Source organism: Ruegeria arenilitoris (genome assembly GCF_013031355.1).
GTDB lineage: Bacteria > Pseudomonadota > Alphaproteobacteria > Rhodobacterales > Rhodobacteraceae > Ruegeria > Ruegeria arenilitoris_C.
In genome coordinates this window covers 420,545-433,780 of record NZ_WPZO01000001.1, presented here as the reverse complement: position 1 = coordinate 433,780, position 13,236 = coordinate 420,545, and the positions used below count along the sequence as shown (strand labels likewise).

Sequence of the window (13,236 nt, the reverse complement as noted above, 5' to 3'; positions counted from 1 at the left end):
TTATTCAGCGGCCTCGAGGCCGTCGCTTCCCAGTATCGGCAGCTGCATCTCAAACACCGCGCCACCGTGCTGGCTGTTGCGGGCGGTCAGCCGCCCCCCATGGTCGTTTACGATACCCGAAGAGATGGCAAGTCCCAAACCGACGCCGTCTCCGGGCTGCTTGGTGGTGTAGAACGGTTCAAACAGGTTCTCGATATCCTCGATCCCATAACCGTTGTCGCGGACGGTCAGCACCGCCATATCGCCTGCGGCCAGAATAATTTCCACGTCCGGCTCTGATACAGATTTGGTGGCGTCCAACGCATTGCGCAAGAGGTTCACCATCACCTGTTCGATCCGCATCCGGTCTCCCATCACTATAACAGGTTCTTCGGGCAAAATCTGAGTGATCTTCACGTGCCGCTGACGCAGTTGCGGTTCCATCATCGACAGGGATGAGGCCAGCGCTTCGCCAAGGTTTACAGGGGAAAACGCATCCGCGCCCTTGCGCGCATAGGATTTGAGCTGCCGGGTGATCGCGCCCATCCGCTCGATCAAGCCATCAATGCGACCAAAGCTGGCCAGCGCCTCTTCGGGGCGGTTGCGGCGCAACAGCAGACGCGCGCCGGCCAGATATGTCTTCATTGCAGCCAGCGGTTGATTCAGCTCGTGACTAACGGCGGCGGACATCTCGCCCAACGCTGCCAGTTTCGAACTTTGCGCCAGCGTTTGTTCAGCAACTTCCAGCGTCTTTTCAACCCGTTCCCGCTCAGCAATTTCCCGCTGCAGCCTTGCGTTCAATGCGCGAAGCTCTGCCGACTCGCGCTGGAACAATGCCATGCGCAGCGTGGCCCTTCGGCTGAGTGCGTAGAAGGCCAGCGCCAGAAGAATCGCAAACCCCATGATTTCGAGCGCGAGAACGCTGTTCACCTTTTCACGGATCGAGGCATAGGTCGTGAACGAGGTCATCTGCCAGCCGCGGAACGGTATGCGTGTTTCCATCCGCATCACAGCTTCACCCTGCAGATAGGCATCGGGCGGCAGCGCGGTCCAATCCGCCGTGGCCCGGATCGCACGTTGGATCGCGCCTTCCGGAGGCTGCCTCAGCATCGCTGAGTTTTCCTCCAGCCCGCGCCATTGTGGTTCGGTCGACAGGATGATCGTACCGGTGCTGTCAGTGACCATCACCGCGTCGGAAATACCGGCCCAGGCCAGTTCGAACTTGTGAAGATCGACCTCGACAACGATCACACCAAGGATATCGGCATTGGAATCGATGCGGCGCGAATAGACAAAGCTGTAGCCACCGGATTCCTTCGGGATCACCGTAAAGATCGTGGCGTTCGAACGAACCGCGTCAATAAAATAAGGCGAACTGCGATGTGCCTCACCCAGCCGGTTGCGATCGGTGGAGGCAACCAGACGCCCATCCCCATCCAACAGCATCAGAGACGCGGCCCCGATCTCTTCGACAAACGAGATCAGGCGCTGGGTAGACAGCGAAAAGTCACCGGATTGCAACGCCGAGATCAGCGTGGGATCTCGGGACAGCAGCTGAGGCACAATCGCGTTTCTGCGCAGCTCGCTCAGCAGGTTGCCGGAATACAGCGCCAGGCGCACCTCGGCTCGGTTGCGGGTCGACTCGGTGAACCTGTCGGTCAGCAGACGGTTCGTGATCCAGATCGTCGCGACGGCGGTGATCAGCACAGCGATCACAGCAAACCGCAGGCGCCACCCAAGGGGCGCGCCGCGGAAAGGTTTTGTCAGATTGGACCAGCCGAAACTCATCCCGGGAAATTACGCGGGCTTCAGCGCAACCTCAAGTCACGCAGGCGCGAGGACACCCGACAATGCGCGGAACAATGCCGTACCGTCGGTGCCGCCATGCCCATCATCCGCCGCACGTTCCGGGTGTGGCATCATCCCAAGTACCCTGCGGTTTTCCGACAGGATCCCTGCGATGTCCCCGACCGAGCCGTTTGGATTCTCGGTATAGGTGAATGCGATCCGGTCCTGATCCCGAAGCGCGGACAATGTGGCGTCATCGGCGAAATAGTTTCCGTCATGGTGCGCAATCGGAATTCCGATCACATCGCCTGCGTTATAGCCCTGGGTGAAGGCGCTGTCGCTGGTTTCTACCTTCAGGCCAACGGTCTTGCAGATGTATTTCAGACCCGCGTTGCGCAGTAGCGCGCCGGGCAGAATGCCGGTTTCAGTCAGGATCTGGAAGCCGTTGCAGATCCCCACAGCGTAACCGCCCCGGTTGGTGTGATCGACCACGGCCTTGCAGATCGGCGACTGCGCGGCGATGGCACCACACCGCAGGTAGTCACCGTACGAGAAACCGCCGGGCACGCCCACGATGTCGATGCCCTCGGGCAACGCGGCGTCCTTGTGCCAGACCATATCGACCTGAAAACCAGCCTGTTCAAAGGCCACTGCAAGGTCCCGGTCACAGTTCGAACCGGGGAAAACGATGACGGCTGCGCGCATTGCGGACCCTCCTAACAGACAAAATCGGTGACCACGGCAACACCCGGCGGCGTTGGATGGTCAAAGGCGGCAAGTTCATCACTTACCTGGTTCAGAGATATTTTTCGCGTCACCAGCGGGCTGATATCAACGCTGCCCCCGGAAATGAGCGATAACAGCGAAGGATAGCGCCAGCTTGGCATCCCGCGGGTGCCGTAAACAGCCAATTGGCCAGAATACAGCACGTCCATCGGCAGAGACATAGTAGAGTGCTGCCCGGCCGGCATTCCGATCTGCACCATGCGGCCCAGCTTTCGCAGGGATTTCACGGCAGCAACGGTGGTGGTTTCGATCCCCAGCGCCTCAATCGCGACATGCGCCCCGCCGCCGGTGATCTCTTTTACGGCCTCTGGCGCATCACTGGTGGCCGCATTAACGACAGCATCAGCGCCAAGGCTTTTGGCATAGGCCAGCTTGTCGTCGGCGATATCGACAACGACGACACGCGCGCCCAGTGCCTTGCCCAGCAAGAGCGTCGATACGCCGACGCCTCCGCCGCCAAAGATGGCCAGCCATTCGCCGCCCTGTATTTGTGCCCGACCGACCAGTGCCTGCCACGCGGTGGTAACTCGGCACCCCAGGGCGGCTGCAATTTCGGGTGCCAGCGTGTCCGGCAAAGCCGTCAGGTTGGCGTCGGCATGTGCGACGGCAATGTATTCAGCGAATGCCCCGTCACATGTGAAGCCGGGCACCACCTGATCCGAGCAGATTGTTTGGTGGCCCTGCGCGCAATCCGGGCAATGACCGCAGGCAAGAATGAACGGCGCGATCACCCGATCCCCGACTTTCCATCGGGTCACCCGCGTACCAACCGCAACGACTTCGCCGCAATACTCGTGCCCGGGAGTCATCGGCAGGATCACATCCGGGTCAGACCCCGACCACGCATGCCAATCCGAGCGGCAAACACCGCAAGCCAGCACCCGGACGACAACGCCGTCCTCGGCCGGTTCAGGATCGGGAATGTTCATCAGCTCCAATGGCTGACGATACGTGATCAGACGGGCGGCCCGCATCAAGTCAGACCAGTTCGATCTCGTAACGCTCGATGACGGTGTTCGCCAACAGCTTTTCGCACATCTCGGTGATGTCGGCCTCGGTCGCGCCCTCGGCCAGTTCAAGGTCGATCACCTTACCCTGACGCACGCCTTCGACCTGATCAAAGCCCATGGCGCCCAAAGCGTGCCGGACGGCCTCACCCTGCGGGTCGAGGACCCCGTTCTTCAGCATCACATGCACCCGTGCTTTCATTCCTGCAACTCCAGCTGAGGGCCGTGTTTCCGGGCCCGTTCCGTTGCGCGGGGGATAGCGTGCGAAACGGCGTTCGACAACCCTTGTCCGCATACAGTTTGACGCAGGCAGGCCGATCAGCCTCCGCGGGTCAGCCCCGGGTAACGCGCATCTATGGCATTGAACGTGCCGGTCAGCACCATTTCAACGGCCACGGCGACAAGGATAATCGCCATGACGCGTGTAATCACATTGATCATCGTCGGCCCGAAAAACCGTGATATCGGGTCCGCAAACAGCAATCCCAGCCCCACAATCGCGCAGGCGATCAACACTGCAGATCCCAAAGTTACAATCTCGGCCCCGTCCGACAGCGTATGGGCAAACACTATCGTCGTCGCAATGGTTCCCGGCCCGATGGTCAGAGGAATCGCAAGCGGCACAACGGCAATATTGCTTTTCTTCTTGGCGCCCTCTTCCACCGCCTGCTGATCGCCCTGCGGCCGGTCAGACGCGTTCAGCATCGACATGCCAACCCCAAGTATGATCAGACCACCGGCAATTCGGAATGAGGGGATGTCGATGCCAAAGATGGCCAGCACTTCTTCACCCACAAGCACGGCGATTAGGGCGACGACCACAACGGTGCCCGTCACGATCAGCGCCACGCGTTTACGCTCAGCGGCCGAATAGCCTTCGGTCATGCTTAGGAAGATCGGAATGCCGTAAAGTGGGTTGAAGATCGCCAGCAGCGCGGCAAGGAACTTCAGAAAGACAGCCTGATCGAACAATTCACCCATGTCGGGACCACCGTGGTTTTACCTGCCCCGACAATGCGAAGGACCAGGCGCGCTGTCAAACCACCAAAGCAAAAAGAAAAAAGCGCCGTCATTGCAGACAGCGCTATTGAATTTTCCGAGCAAAAAGACCGATCAGTTGATCAGCGTCGGCTTGGTCACATTGCTTTTTGGCAAGACGCCAAGACGGCGCGCAACCTCGGAATAGGCATCAGTCAGGCTGCCCAGGTCGCGGCGGAACACGTCCTTGTCCAGCTTTTGGCCGGTTTCGATATCCCACAGGCGGCAGCTGTCGGGGCTGATTTCATCCGCGATGATTAGACGCTGATAGTCGCCATCATAGACACGCCCGATCTCGATTTTGAAATCGACCAGACGGATACCTACGGCCAGCATCACACCGCTCATGAAGTCATTCACCCGCAGCGCGAGGCTGAGAATGTCTTCCATGTCTTGCTGGCTAGCCCAGCCAAAAGCGGCGATATGTTCCTCGGTGACCAGAGGATCACCCAGCGCGTCGTCCTTGTAGCAGTATTCCACGATCGGACGCGGCAGTTGCGTACCCTCGGCAATGCCCAGGCGTTTGGACATCGAACCGGCGGCATAGTTGCGCACGATCACTTCCAACGGAACGATTTCACAGCTGCGGACCAGCTGTTCGCGCATGTTCAGGCGGCGAATGAAATGGGTCGGCACGCCAATCTGCGCCAGGCCGTTCATGAAGAATTCGCTCAGGCGGTTATTCAGAACACCCTTGCCGTCGATCACATCCTTTTTCTCGGCATTGAACGCGGTGGCGTCATCCTTGAAATACTGGACGATGGTGCCCGGTTCGGGGCCTTCGTACAAAATCTTGGCCTTACCTTCATAGATTTTCTTGCGACGCGCCATAAGCGACCTTTCCACTCTGAACAGAGGGAATGAGTCCCCTCACGTTGGCGTTCTCATAGTGCAAGCCCCCCTTTCCCGCAAGTTTACTGACCCGAGGGGCTTTGACGCAGCGCAAATCCCTTGCGAACAGGCGCACGTATAGTCATATCATCAGGAAAGAAGTTGTTATCCAAGAGGTCCCCAACCAATGACCACGTTTGACGAACGCGAATACGCCTTTGAAGCAAAGTTTGCGCATGACGAGGAAATGCAGTTCAAGGCACAAGCCCGCTGCAACAAGCTGCTTGGCCTGTGGGCTGCAGAAAAACTGGGCAAAACCGGTGCAGACGCAGAGGACTACGCAAAAGCCGTTGTCACCGCCGATCTGGAAGAAGCTGGTCACGAAGACGTCGTGCGTAAGGTTTCGGGCGATCTGGGTTCGCTGTCGTCTGACGACGAAGTCCGCGCCAAGATGGCCGAGCTTCTGCCCGAAGCCAAAGCACAGGTCCTCAGCGAAACAGACTAAGGCCAAAGCGCCCTCCTCATGATCTTCATGAGATTTATGAATTTGATTTGACGCCCCGGTCATGAGACACGGGGCGTCTCTAATAGGTGTCAGGCCCATTGGGCCTTATTTTGGAAAATCCCAATGACAAATGCACTGAGCAAGCTTCTCGAAACCACCGATGCCATTCTGGCGGACGGTGCAACAGGCACCAACCTGTTCAACATGGGCCTGCAATCAGGCGACGCGCCCGAACTGTGGAACGTGGACGCGCCGGACAAGATCCGCGCCCTGTATCAGGGCTCGGTCGATGCGGGTAGCGATCTTTTCCTGACCAACACCTTCGGCGGCACCTCGGCACGCTTGAAACTGCACGACGCGCAGAACCGGGTTGGCGAATTGAACCGCATCGGCGCAGAGCTGGGCCGCGAGGTTGCCGACAAGGCCGGACGCCCCGTCGTTGTTGCCGGTTCGGTCGGTCCAACCGGTGAGATCATGGAGCCCGTCGGCAGCCTGTCCCACGCCGCAGCGGTCGAAATGTTTCACGAACAGGCAGACGCGCTCAAGGCCGGTGGTGCAGATGTTCTGTGGCTGGAAACCATCAGCGCCCCGGAAGAGTTCCGCGCTGCGGCCGAGGCTTTCGCCCTGGCCGACATGCCCTGGTGCGGTACCATGAGCTTTGATACCGCCGGGCGTACCATGATGGGCGTCACCTCGGCCGATCTGGCGCAACTGGTCGAAACCTTGCCCAACCCGCCGATTGCTTTCGGCGCCAACTGCGGCACAGGTGCCTCGGACATCCTGCGCACCGTTCTGGGCTTTGCGGCGCAGGGAACCGAACGTCCGGTGATTTCGAAAGGCAATGCCGGTATTCCTAAATACGTCGACGGCCACATCCACTATGACGGCACGCCCGACCTGATGGGTGACTATGCGGCGATGGCGCGCGATGCCGGTGCAACGATCATTGGCGGTTGCTGTGGCACCATGCCCGACCATCTGCGCAAAATGCGCGAAGCATTGGATACCAGACCGCGCGGTTCGCGCCCGACGCTGGATCAGATCACTGACGCTCTGGGACCGTTTTCCTCGGCGTCAGATGGCACGGAAGACGGCTCCCACGCGCCAGAGCGGCGGTCACGCCGCCGCCGCCGCGCCTAAGATTCAGCGCCCCTCGAATTTCGGGGGGCGTTTTTCCATGAAGGCCACGACGCCTTCGGCGAAATCGCGGCTGCGGCCACAATCGCCCTGCAGATGCGCCTCGATCGCCAGTTGCTGCGGCAGCGTTTTCTCATAAGTACCGCGGATCGCCTTTTTGATCGCTCCGAATCCAGCTGTGGGACCGCTGGCCAGATAGGCCGCACGCTTGCGCCAATGGGCGTCGAACGCGTCGTCGGGCACAGCTTCCCAGATCAGACCCCAGTCATCCGCCTGCCGCGCGCTGATCTTGTCGGCGAACAAGGCGGCTCCCATGGCCTTGGCGAACCCCATCTGGCGCGGCATGAACCACGTTCCGCCAGCGTCCGGCAACAGGCCTATACGGGCAAAGGCCTGCAGGAAATAGGCGCTTTCGGTTGCGATCACCACATCTGCGCTAAGCGCAAGGTTCGCCCCTGCCCCCGCCGCCGGGCCGTTGACGGCCGCGATTGTGGGAACCGGGCAATCGTAGATCGTCTCAAGCATCGGGTCGTATTCATCACGCAGCGTCCGTTCCAGATCAATTTTGCCGGTACTGGACGCATCACCCAGATCCTGGCCCGAGCAAAACGCGGCACCAGATCCGGTCAGAACAATTGCCCGCGCGTGACGGGCGGCGTGTTTCATTGCATGCGTGACCTCGGCCCGCATTTGCGCCGTCATCGCATTCATCTTGTCGGGACGGTTCAGGGTCACAACCGCCAAATCGTCCGTGATATCCAACAGGATCGTTTCGTATTCCATGAACCCCTCCCCAAAATTCCGGTCTTTCCGGAACCCTGACCGAAATGCAGGGGAAGGAAAAGCGGAACCCTGGGTCAGTCTTCAAGAATTTGGCGCAACCGCTCTTTTTCGGCTTCGGTCAGCTTGTCCTTTTCACCGCTGGCTTGAACCTGAGACCGCTTGCGCAGAAAGCTCCACCCCATCGCCGCAGCGATCAGCAACATGATCGGCCCAGCCAGCCACAGCATCAGGTTCGAACCCGAAGTGGTCGGTTTCAACAGCACATATTCGCCGTAACGGTCGACGATGAAGGCAATCGCCTCCTGATCCGTATCTCCGGCAACAAGACGCTCCCGCAGCAGCAGGCGCAGGTCCCGCGCCAGTTCCGCGTTGCTTTCATCGATGCTCTCGTTGCGGCAGACCAGACAGCGCAACCCGGTGCTGAGGTCCCGGGCCCGTTGTTCCAGCACCGGATCATCCAGAACTTCGTCGGGCTGAACGGCGAAAAGTGGCGACGCAATCAGTGTCAAAATCAGGATCAGACGTTTCATTCCGCAGGTACTCCGCCCGTTGGGGCCTTGCGTGCGCCGGCTGCAACCCGGAACCGGCGGTCCGAAAGGCTAATCAAGCCGCCCAGAGACATCAGGATACACCCGCCCCAGATCCAGTTCGCCAGCGGTTTGATATAGGTCCGCATGACCCAGCCGCCGTCGGCCTGCTGATCTCCGATTACAACATAGAGGTCACCGAGGAACCGATAGTCAATCGCTGCCTCGGTTGTTGGCATCCGTGCCACCGGATAGTCCCGTTTTTCAGGATGAAGCGTGCCCATTGGACGCCCGTTCTTTTCGACCCGGACATCTGCCATGGTCGAGAAATAGTTCGGCCCCTCTACGCGCCGGACATCTTCCAGCATCAGGGTAAACTGCCCGACTTCAAACGGCTGACCGGGCTGCGCGACACGGATGTCTTCGACCTCCCACGCGGTCAGGCCCGCTATGGCGAACATGGTTACACCCAGACCGGTATGCGCCACGGCCTTACCCCAGTCTGCACCCGGCAGACGGAACAGGCGTTTGAGGCTGCCTTTGCGGCCGGTGCGGCTCCACAAATCGACGGCCGCACCGAAAGTGATCCAAGCACCCAGGAACAGACCAACCGGCCCCAGCGCACTGCGCCCGGTCTGCGTTGCCCAGACCAACAAGGCCAGAGCCAGCGCCAGAAGGAAGGCATAGCGCAGCGAATAGGCAGTTTTGCCAAGCTTGCCGCGCTTCCACGGCAGCATCGCACCCACTGGCAGAGCAATTCCCAATGCAACCATGAACGGCGTGAAGGCCGAGTTGAAGAACGGCGCCCCAACCGAGAGCTTACGGTCAAACGCCATCTCGGCCACCATCGGCCACATCGTCCCGACGAACACGACGAAACAGCTGACGGCCAGAAGGATATTGTTCAGAATCAGCGCGCTTTCGCGGCTGACCATGCCAAAGACGCCCTTGGCCTCCATCGCCTGCGCGCGGGCAGCAAATAGGGTCAAAGACCCGCCGATGAAGATCACCAGAATGAACAGGATGAACACGCCGCGTTCGGGGTCATTGGCGAAGGCGTGCACCGACGTCAGCAGCCCCGAGCGCACAATGAACGTGCCGATCAGAGAGAAGCCAAAGGCAATGATCGCCAGCAGAATGGTCCAGCTTTTCAACGCCTCGCGCTTTTCCACAACGATGGCCGAGTGCAGCAGCGCGGCAGCCAAAAGCCACGGCATGAACGAGGCGTTCTCAACCGGGTCCCAGAACCAGAAACCGCCCCAGCCAAGCTCGTAATACGCCCACCACGACCCCAGCGCGATGCCGATGGTCAAAAACACCCAAGCTGCCAGCGTCCACGGACGCACCCAGCGGCCCCATGCGGCGTCCACACGCCCCTCGATCAGGGCGGCGACTGCAAAGCTGAACGCCATGCTCAGGCCCACGTAGCCCAGATACAGGAACGGCGGATGGAAGGCCAAACCGGGATCCTGCAACAGGGGGTTCAGATCGCGCCCGTCAAAAGGTGCCACAATCAACCGGTCAAACGGGTTCGAGGTGAACAGGATGAAGGCAAAAAACGCCACCGCAATCGCAGCCTGAACCGCCAGAACCCGCGCTTTCAGCGTGGGCGGCAGGCCGCCTCCGAAAAACGCGGCCATAGCGCCGAACAATGACACGATCAGCACCCACAGCAGCATCGAGCCTTCGTGGTTGCCCCATGTTCCGCTGATCTTGTACAGCATCGGCTTGGCCGAATGGCTGTTCTCAACCACCACCCGCAGCGAGAAATCCGAGGTCACAAACGCCCAGACCAGCGCCCAGAACGAGAAACCAACCAGCAGGAACTGCAGGATGGCCGCAGGTTCGGCAAAGGACATCCATCCGGGCCACCGTTTGGCGGCACCTATCAGCGGAACAACCGACTGCACGATGGCAACCAGAAAGGCGAGGATCAGGGCAAAGTGGCCAAGTTCTGTAATCATGGCCCCGGATATAGTCCTGTTGCCGGGCAAGCACCAATCACTTTCGCCCCTTTGGGGCGAGCATAGTGTCGCGGGTCAGGCCGCGCGTTTGCGCCGCCAGTCCTCCAGCGCCGGGTTGTCGCCGGGATGGCTGGCACTTTCGGCCAGTGCAACGTCAGTCCCCGGATCGGCAACCCCGATTCCATCGCTGCGCAGGACTTTTAGCACCTGCAGGTTTTCCAGCACCTGAGGGGTGCGCCGCATCGTGGCCGTGATCTCTCGTTGCATGTCCTGAACCTTGGCCTGATGACGCGCACCGAAATAGAACGACACGATTACACCCAGCAGCCACCATAACGGCTCGGGTACCAACGCGATTCCCTGCATCCGCGCCGCGAACCACAGCGGATCGACCATGGCCGCGACGAACAGGCCCAACGTCCCCAGCGCCATCGCCGGGCGCGGCAACCGGTTGAGCCCGTCCATGACCCGATCAAATGCGCCCTTGCGTGGCACCTGAAACTCCTGACCGAACTGAACCATCGCCTGTTGCTGCAACGTCAGGCTGCGCGCAGCCCCGTTTTCGGCATTTTCCTTAAATATTTCCGCAGTTTCGCGCACGACGTTGCGACCGCCTCCGAACAGAAACGTCAAGACGTTCGAGATTATTCCCATCCCGCAACCCTCCTTTGAAAATCTGCATCGCTTAAGTGATAAGCCGATGAGACAAACTCCTCGGCCCGGCGAATCCACCCGCCTTTGCCACCTGCCCGGCTCCGGGCGTATTTGCGGGATGCGGGCCTGTTGTCGGCAAGCCGGAAGTAGAAGTTGCGCCGTGCGACACCATAGGCATCCCGCAAAGCCACCGGATCAGGGTCCGCCGCGTTCTCACAGGCCCGCGCAGTCTTTGGCCCAACGATTCCGTCCACGGTGACTCCGAACCCCATTTCACGTAACAGACGTTGAAGGATTTTGACGGCCTGCCCACCCGCGTTTACGTACATGTCAAACACCGAAGGGTGCAAAATCATCGGGAGCAGGCTCAGCCGGGGCAGCTCAAAGTAATGCTGCACAAAAATATCGACTGCCTGGGATTTGCTGAGCAAACGCACGTCGGCACTGTTGATTGCCCCATCGCCCGACAAGTCCAGCCCCAGTCGACGCATGGTGTGAATGGTCACACCGTATTTTGTCGCCCCGCCGGGATCGTCCGGATCATCCACAAACCCGCCTTCACGCGCCACGATCTCAGTTGCAATCTGTCGCACCGTCTGCATCGCACCCTCCGCCTTTGGTGCGACACACGGTTTCTCAAACCTGTTAAGTTCCCCCAACGAAACAGGGCGCTGCCCGCCTGTTGCGCGCAACGCCCTGTTTCATCATTTCCCAAACACCGCCGCCGGAGGCGCGCAATACAGCTGCACTCAGCTTTCGTCGGCCTCCTGATAAACGCCTTGCTCTTTCAGAGCGTCCACAACCTCTTTCGGCATGTAGGTCTCGTCGTGTTTTGCAAGAATTTCAGTGGCTTCGAATACACCGTTCACATAAGAACCCGTACCCACCATACCCTGATTTTCGGCAAACAGATCAGGCAGTACGCCGGTAAACGCCACCGGCACGCTCTCGCCGCCATCGGTCACAACAAAATGCACAGTCTCGCCCTGCCCGCGAATGATCGAGCCCTCTTCAACCAGACCACCAATGCGGAACACCTCGGTCGGTTTCGGGGGTTCGGCGATCACCTGGCTGGGCGAACGGAAAAAGTTGATACCATCCTGCAACGCATACCCAATCAATCCCGTGGCCATAGCGAGAGCCACGACAGCCAACAGAATGACTTGTACACGACGGCGTTTCTTGAGCGTTTTCATTTCGTCCTCACGGGAACAACGGGGCCATCATCAGGCCCGCGGTTTCATCCTCACCTAACATCAGGTTGGCGTTCTGCAAGGCTTGGCCACTGCTACCTTTTGTCAGGTTATCCAATGCGCCGATCACGATGGCGCGACGTTCGATCCGGTCGCCAACCACACCGATATGGCAGAAGTTCGAGCCCCGCACATGGTGGGTCGAGGGTGTCTCGCCAAACGGCAACATCCGGATAAACGGTTCATTTTCATAGGCTTTAGCCAGCGCCTCATACACGCTGGCCGGATCGCCCTTGACGTAAGTGGTTGCCAGAATACCCCGGTTGGCCGGGATCAGGTGTGGCGTGAACTGCACATGCACCTTGCGACCGGCCAAAGCCGAAAACTCCTGGTCGAACTCGCCCAGGTGCCGGTGGGTGCCACCGACGGCATAGGCATTATACCCCTCGCTAAGCTCGGCATGCAGCAGGTTTTCTTTCAGCGACCGGCCTGCCCCCGATACGGCGCATTTCAGGTCCAGAACGATATCGTCCAGATCAATTACACCGGCCGTGATCAGCGGCCGCAGCACATACTGACCCGTCGCCGCGTTACAGCCCGTGCCCGCCACCAGCCGAGCATTGCGGATGTCGTCGCGGTAGAACTCGGTCAGGCCATAGACAGCCTCTTCCTGCTGTTCCAACGCCACATGTGGGTTACCGTACCACTTTTCATACTCTTCCGCGTCCCGCAGACGGAAATCCGCAGACAGGTCGATGATCTTAAGGTCTTTCGGCAGGTCGCGAATGACCTCCTGGCTGGTTTTATGAGGCAGGGCGCAGAAACACAGATCGACTTTCGAGAAATCGATCTCAGAAATTTTGCACAGATCCGGCAGGTTCATGTGGCGCAGATGCGGGAAAACCTGCGCCATCGACATCCCCGCCTTACGTTCGGCGGCCAGAGCGGTGATTTCCATATTCGGGTGCTCTGCGATCAGCCGCACCAGCTCGGCGCCGGTATAGCCGGAAGCACCCAGAATTGCGATTTTATGGGTCATGTCAG

Annotated in this window: 15 protein-coding genes; 2 read left to right on the top strand and 13 right to left on the bottom strand. The window is 59.6% G+C overall.

The genetic code is table 11. The annotated features are described in order from the left end of the window. The 6 genes from GOX63_RS02105 to purC form a co-directional block, all read right to left on the bottom strand. Positions 1 to 1,767: a sensor histidine kinase gene (locus GOX63_RS02105; RefSeq protein WP_170324831.1), complete on the bottom strand. Its 1,767-nt coding sequence runs from the start codon at positions 1,765 to 1,767 to the stop codon at positions 1 to 3. A 36-nt stretch (positions 1,768 to 1,803) separates the two neighbouring features. Further along, positions 1,804 to 2,472: a phosphoribosylformylglycinamidine synthase subunit PurQ gene (gene purQ, locus GOX63_RS02100; RefSeq protein ID WP_170324830.1), complete on the bottom strand. Its 669-nt coding sequence runs from the start codon at positions 2,470 to 2,472 to the stop codon at positions 1,804 to 1,806. Positions 2,473 to 2,483: 11 nt separating this feature from the next. After that, complete coding sequence (locus tag GOX63_RS02095; RefSeq protein ID WP_170324829.1) at positions 2,484 to 3,527, bottom strand: zinc-dependent alcohol dehydrogenase family protein; 1,044 nt, start codon at positions 3,525 to 3,527, stop codon at positions 2,484 to 2,486. Positions 3,528 to 3,531: 4 nt separating this feature from the next. Continuing rightward, the gene (gene purS / locus GOX63_RS02090; RefSeq protein ID WP_109311572.1) at positions 3,532 to 3,762 is read right to left on the bottom strand and encodes a phosphoribosylformylglycinamidine synthase subunit PurS; all 231 of its coding nucleotides are present in this window, start codon (positions 3,760 to 3,762) and stop codon (positions 3,532 to 3,534) included. 116 nt (positions 3,763 to 3,878) lie between these two features. Next, positions 3,879 to 4,541 carry a MarC family protein gene (locus tag GOX63_RS02085; protein WP_170324828.1) on the bottom strand — a complete coding sequence of 221 codons (663 nt, stop codon included), beginning with the start codon at positions 4,539 to 4,541 and terminating at the stop codon, positions 3,879 to 3,881. Positions 4,542 to 4,673: 132 nt separating this feature from the next. Next, positions 4,674 to 5,429, bottom strand: coding sequence for a phosphoribosylaminoimidazolesuccinocarboxamide synthase (purC, locus tag GOX63_RS02080; RefSeq protein ID WP_170324827.1), 756 nt, complete (start codon positions 5,427 to 5,429; stop codon positions 4,674 to 4,676). A 187-nt stretch (positions 5,430 to 5,616) separates the two neighbouring features. Here purC and GOX63_RS02075 point away from each other — a divergent pair, with 187 nt between their 5' ends. Further along, positions 5,617 to 5,934: a DUF1476 domain-containing protein gene (locus GOX63_RS02075; RefSeq protein WP_170324826.1), complete on the top strand. Its 318-nt coding sequence runs from the start codon at positions 5,617 to 5,619 to the stop codon at positions 5,932 to 5,934. Positions 5,935 to 6,057: 123 nt separating this feature from the next. After that, positions 6,058 to 7,074, top strand: a complete 1,017-nt coding sequence (bmt, locus tag GOX63_RS02070; protein WP_170324825.1) for a betaine--homocysteine S-methyltransferase — start codon at positions 6,058 to 6,060, stop codon at positions 7,072 to 7,074. A gap of 3 nt (positions 7,075 to 7,077) precedes the next feature. Here the strand turns inward: bmt and GOX63_RS02065 are convergent, their stop codons facing one another. From GOX63_RS02065 to argC, 7 genes are all read right to left on the bottom strand, one after another. After that, positions 7,078 to 7,854 carry an enoyl-CoA hydratase-related protein gene (locus GOX63_RS02065; protein ID WP_170324824.1) on the bottom strand — a complete coding sequence of 259 codons (777 nt, stop codon included), beginning with the start codon at positions 7,852 to 7,854 and terminating at the stop codon, positions 7,078 to 7,080. A gap of 74 nt (positions 7,855 to 7,928) precedes the next feature. Next, a complete protein-coding gene (locus tag GOX63_RS02060) occupies positions 7,929 to 8,384 on the bottom strand; it encodes a cytochrome c-type biogenesis protein (protein WP_170324823.1) in 456 nt (151 codons plus the stop codon). After that, the gene (locus GOX63_RS02055; protein ID WP_170544661.1) at positions 8,381 to 10,345 is read right to left on the bottom strand and encodes a heme lyase CcmF/NrfE family subunit; all 1,965 of its coding nucleotides are present in this window, start codon (positions 10,343 to 10,345) and stop codon (positions 8,381 to 8,383) included. The genes GOX63_RS02060 and GOX63_RS02055 overlap by 4 nt, the downstream gene beginning before the upstream one ends. Positions 10,346 to 10,420: 75 nt before the next feature. After that, a complete protein-coding gene (locus tag GOX63_RS02050; RefSeq protein WP_170324821.1) occupies positions 10,421 to 10,999 on the bottom strand; it encodes a holin family protein in 579 nt (192 codons plus the stop codon). Beyond that, the gene (locus GOX63_RS02045; RefSeq protein ID WP_170324820.1) at positions 10,990 to 11,601 is read right to left on the bottom strand and encodes a holin-associated N-acetylmuramidase; all 612 of its coding nucleotides are present in this window, start codon (positions 11,599 to 11,601) and stop codon (positions 10,990 to 10,992) included. The genes GOX63_RS02050 and GOX63_RS02045 overlap by 10 nt, the downstream gene beginning before the upstream one ends. A 147-nt stretch (positions 11,602 to 11,748) precedes the next feature. Continuing rightward, positions 11,749 to 12,195 (bottom strand): cytochrome c maturation protein CcmE, encoded by a 447-nt coding sequence (gene ccmE, locus GOX63_RS02040; RefSeq protein WP_170324819.1) that lies wholly within the window; start codon positions 12,193 to 12,195, stop codon positions 11,749 to 11,751. A 7-nt stretch (positions 12,196 to 12,202) separates the two neighbouring features. Next, a complete protein-coding gene (gene argC, locus GOX63_RS02035; RefSeq protein WP_170324818.1) occupies positions 12,203 to 13,231 on the bottom strand; it encodes an N-acetyl-gamma-glutamyl-phosphate reductase in 1,029 nt (342 codons plus the stop codon). Positions 13,232 to 13,236 lie beyond the last annotated feature (5 nt).

Excerpts from the sequence above, each read along its gene's own strand:
- GOX63_RS02075 (WP_170324826.1), top strand. The coding sequence starts at position 5,617 with ATGACCACGTTTGACGAACGCGAATACGCCTTTGAAGCAAAGTTTGCG.
- purQ (WP_170324830.1), bottom strand. The coding sequence starts at position 2,472 with ATGCGCGCAGCCGTCATCGTTTTCCCCGGTTCGAACTGTGACCGGGAC.
- GOX63_RS02045 (WP_170324820.1), bottom strand. The coding sequence starts at position 11,601 with ATGCAGACGGTGCGACAGATTGCAACTGAGATCGTGGCGCGTGAAGGC.
- GOX63_RS02060 (WP_170324823.1), bottom strand. The coding sequence starts at position 8,384 with ATGAAACGTCTGATCCTGATTTTGACACTGATTGCGTCGCCACTTTTC.
- GOX63_RS02050 (WP_170324821.1), bottom strand. The coding sequence starts at position 10,999 with ATGGGAATAATCTCGAACGTCTTGACGTTTCTGTTCGGAGGCGGTCGC.
- GOX63_RS02065 (WP_170324824.1), bottom strand. The coding sequence starts at position 7,854 with ATGGAATACGAAACGATCCTGTTGGATATCACGGACGATTTGGCGGTT.
- argC (WP_170324818.1), bottom strand. The coding sequence starts at position 13,231 with ATGACCCATAAAATCGCAATTCTGGGTGCTTCCGGCTATACCGGCGCC.
- purC (WP_170324827.1), bottom strand. The coding sequence starts at position 5,429 with ATGGCGCGTCGCAAGAAAATCTATGAAGGTAAGGCCAAGATTTTGTAC.
- ccmE (WP_170324819.1), bottom strand. The coding sequence starts at position 12,195 with ATGAAAACGCTCAAGAAACGCCGTCGTGTACAAGTCATTCTGTTGGCT.
- GOX63_RS02095 (WP_170324829.1), bottom strand. The coding sequence starts at position 3,527 with ATGCGGGCCGCCCGTCTGATCACGTATCGTCAGCCATTGGAGCTGATG.
- purS (WP_109311572.1), bottom strand. The coding sequence starts at position 3,762 with ATGAAAGCACGGGTGCATGTGATGCTGAAGAACGGGGTCCTCGACCCG.
- GOX63_RS02105 (WP_170324831.1), bottom strand. The coding sequence starts at position 1,767 with ATGAGTTTCGGCTGGTCCAATCTGACAAAACCTTTCCGCGGCGCGCCC.
- GOX63_RS02085 (WP_170324828.1), bottom strand. The coding sequence starts at position 4,541 with ATGGGTGAATTGTTCGATCAGGCTGTCTTTCTGAAGTTCCTTGCCGCG.
- GOX63_RS02055 (WP_170544661.1), bottom strand. The coding sequence starts at position 10,345 with ATGATTACAGAACTTGGCCACTTTGCCCTGATCCTCGCCTTTCTGGTT.
- bmt (WP_170324825.1), top strand. The coding sequence starts at position 6,058 with ATGACAAATGCACTGAGCAAGCTTCTCGAAACCACCGATGCCATTCTG.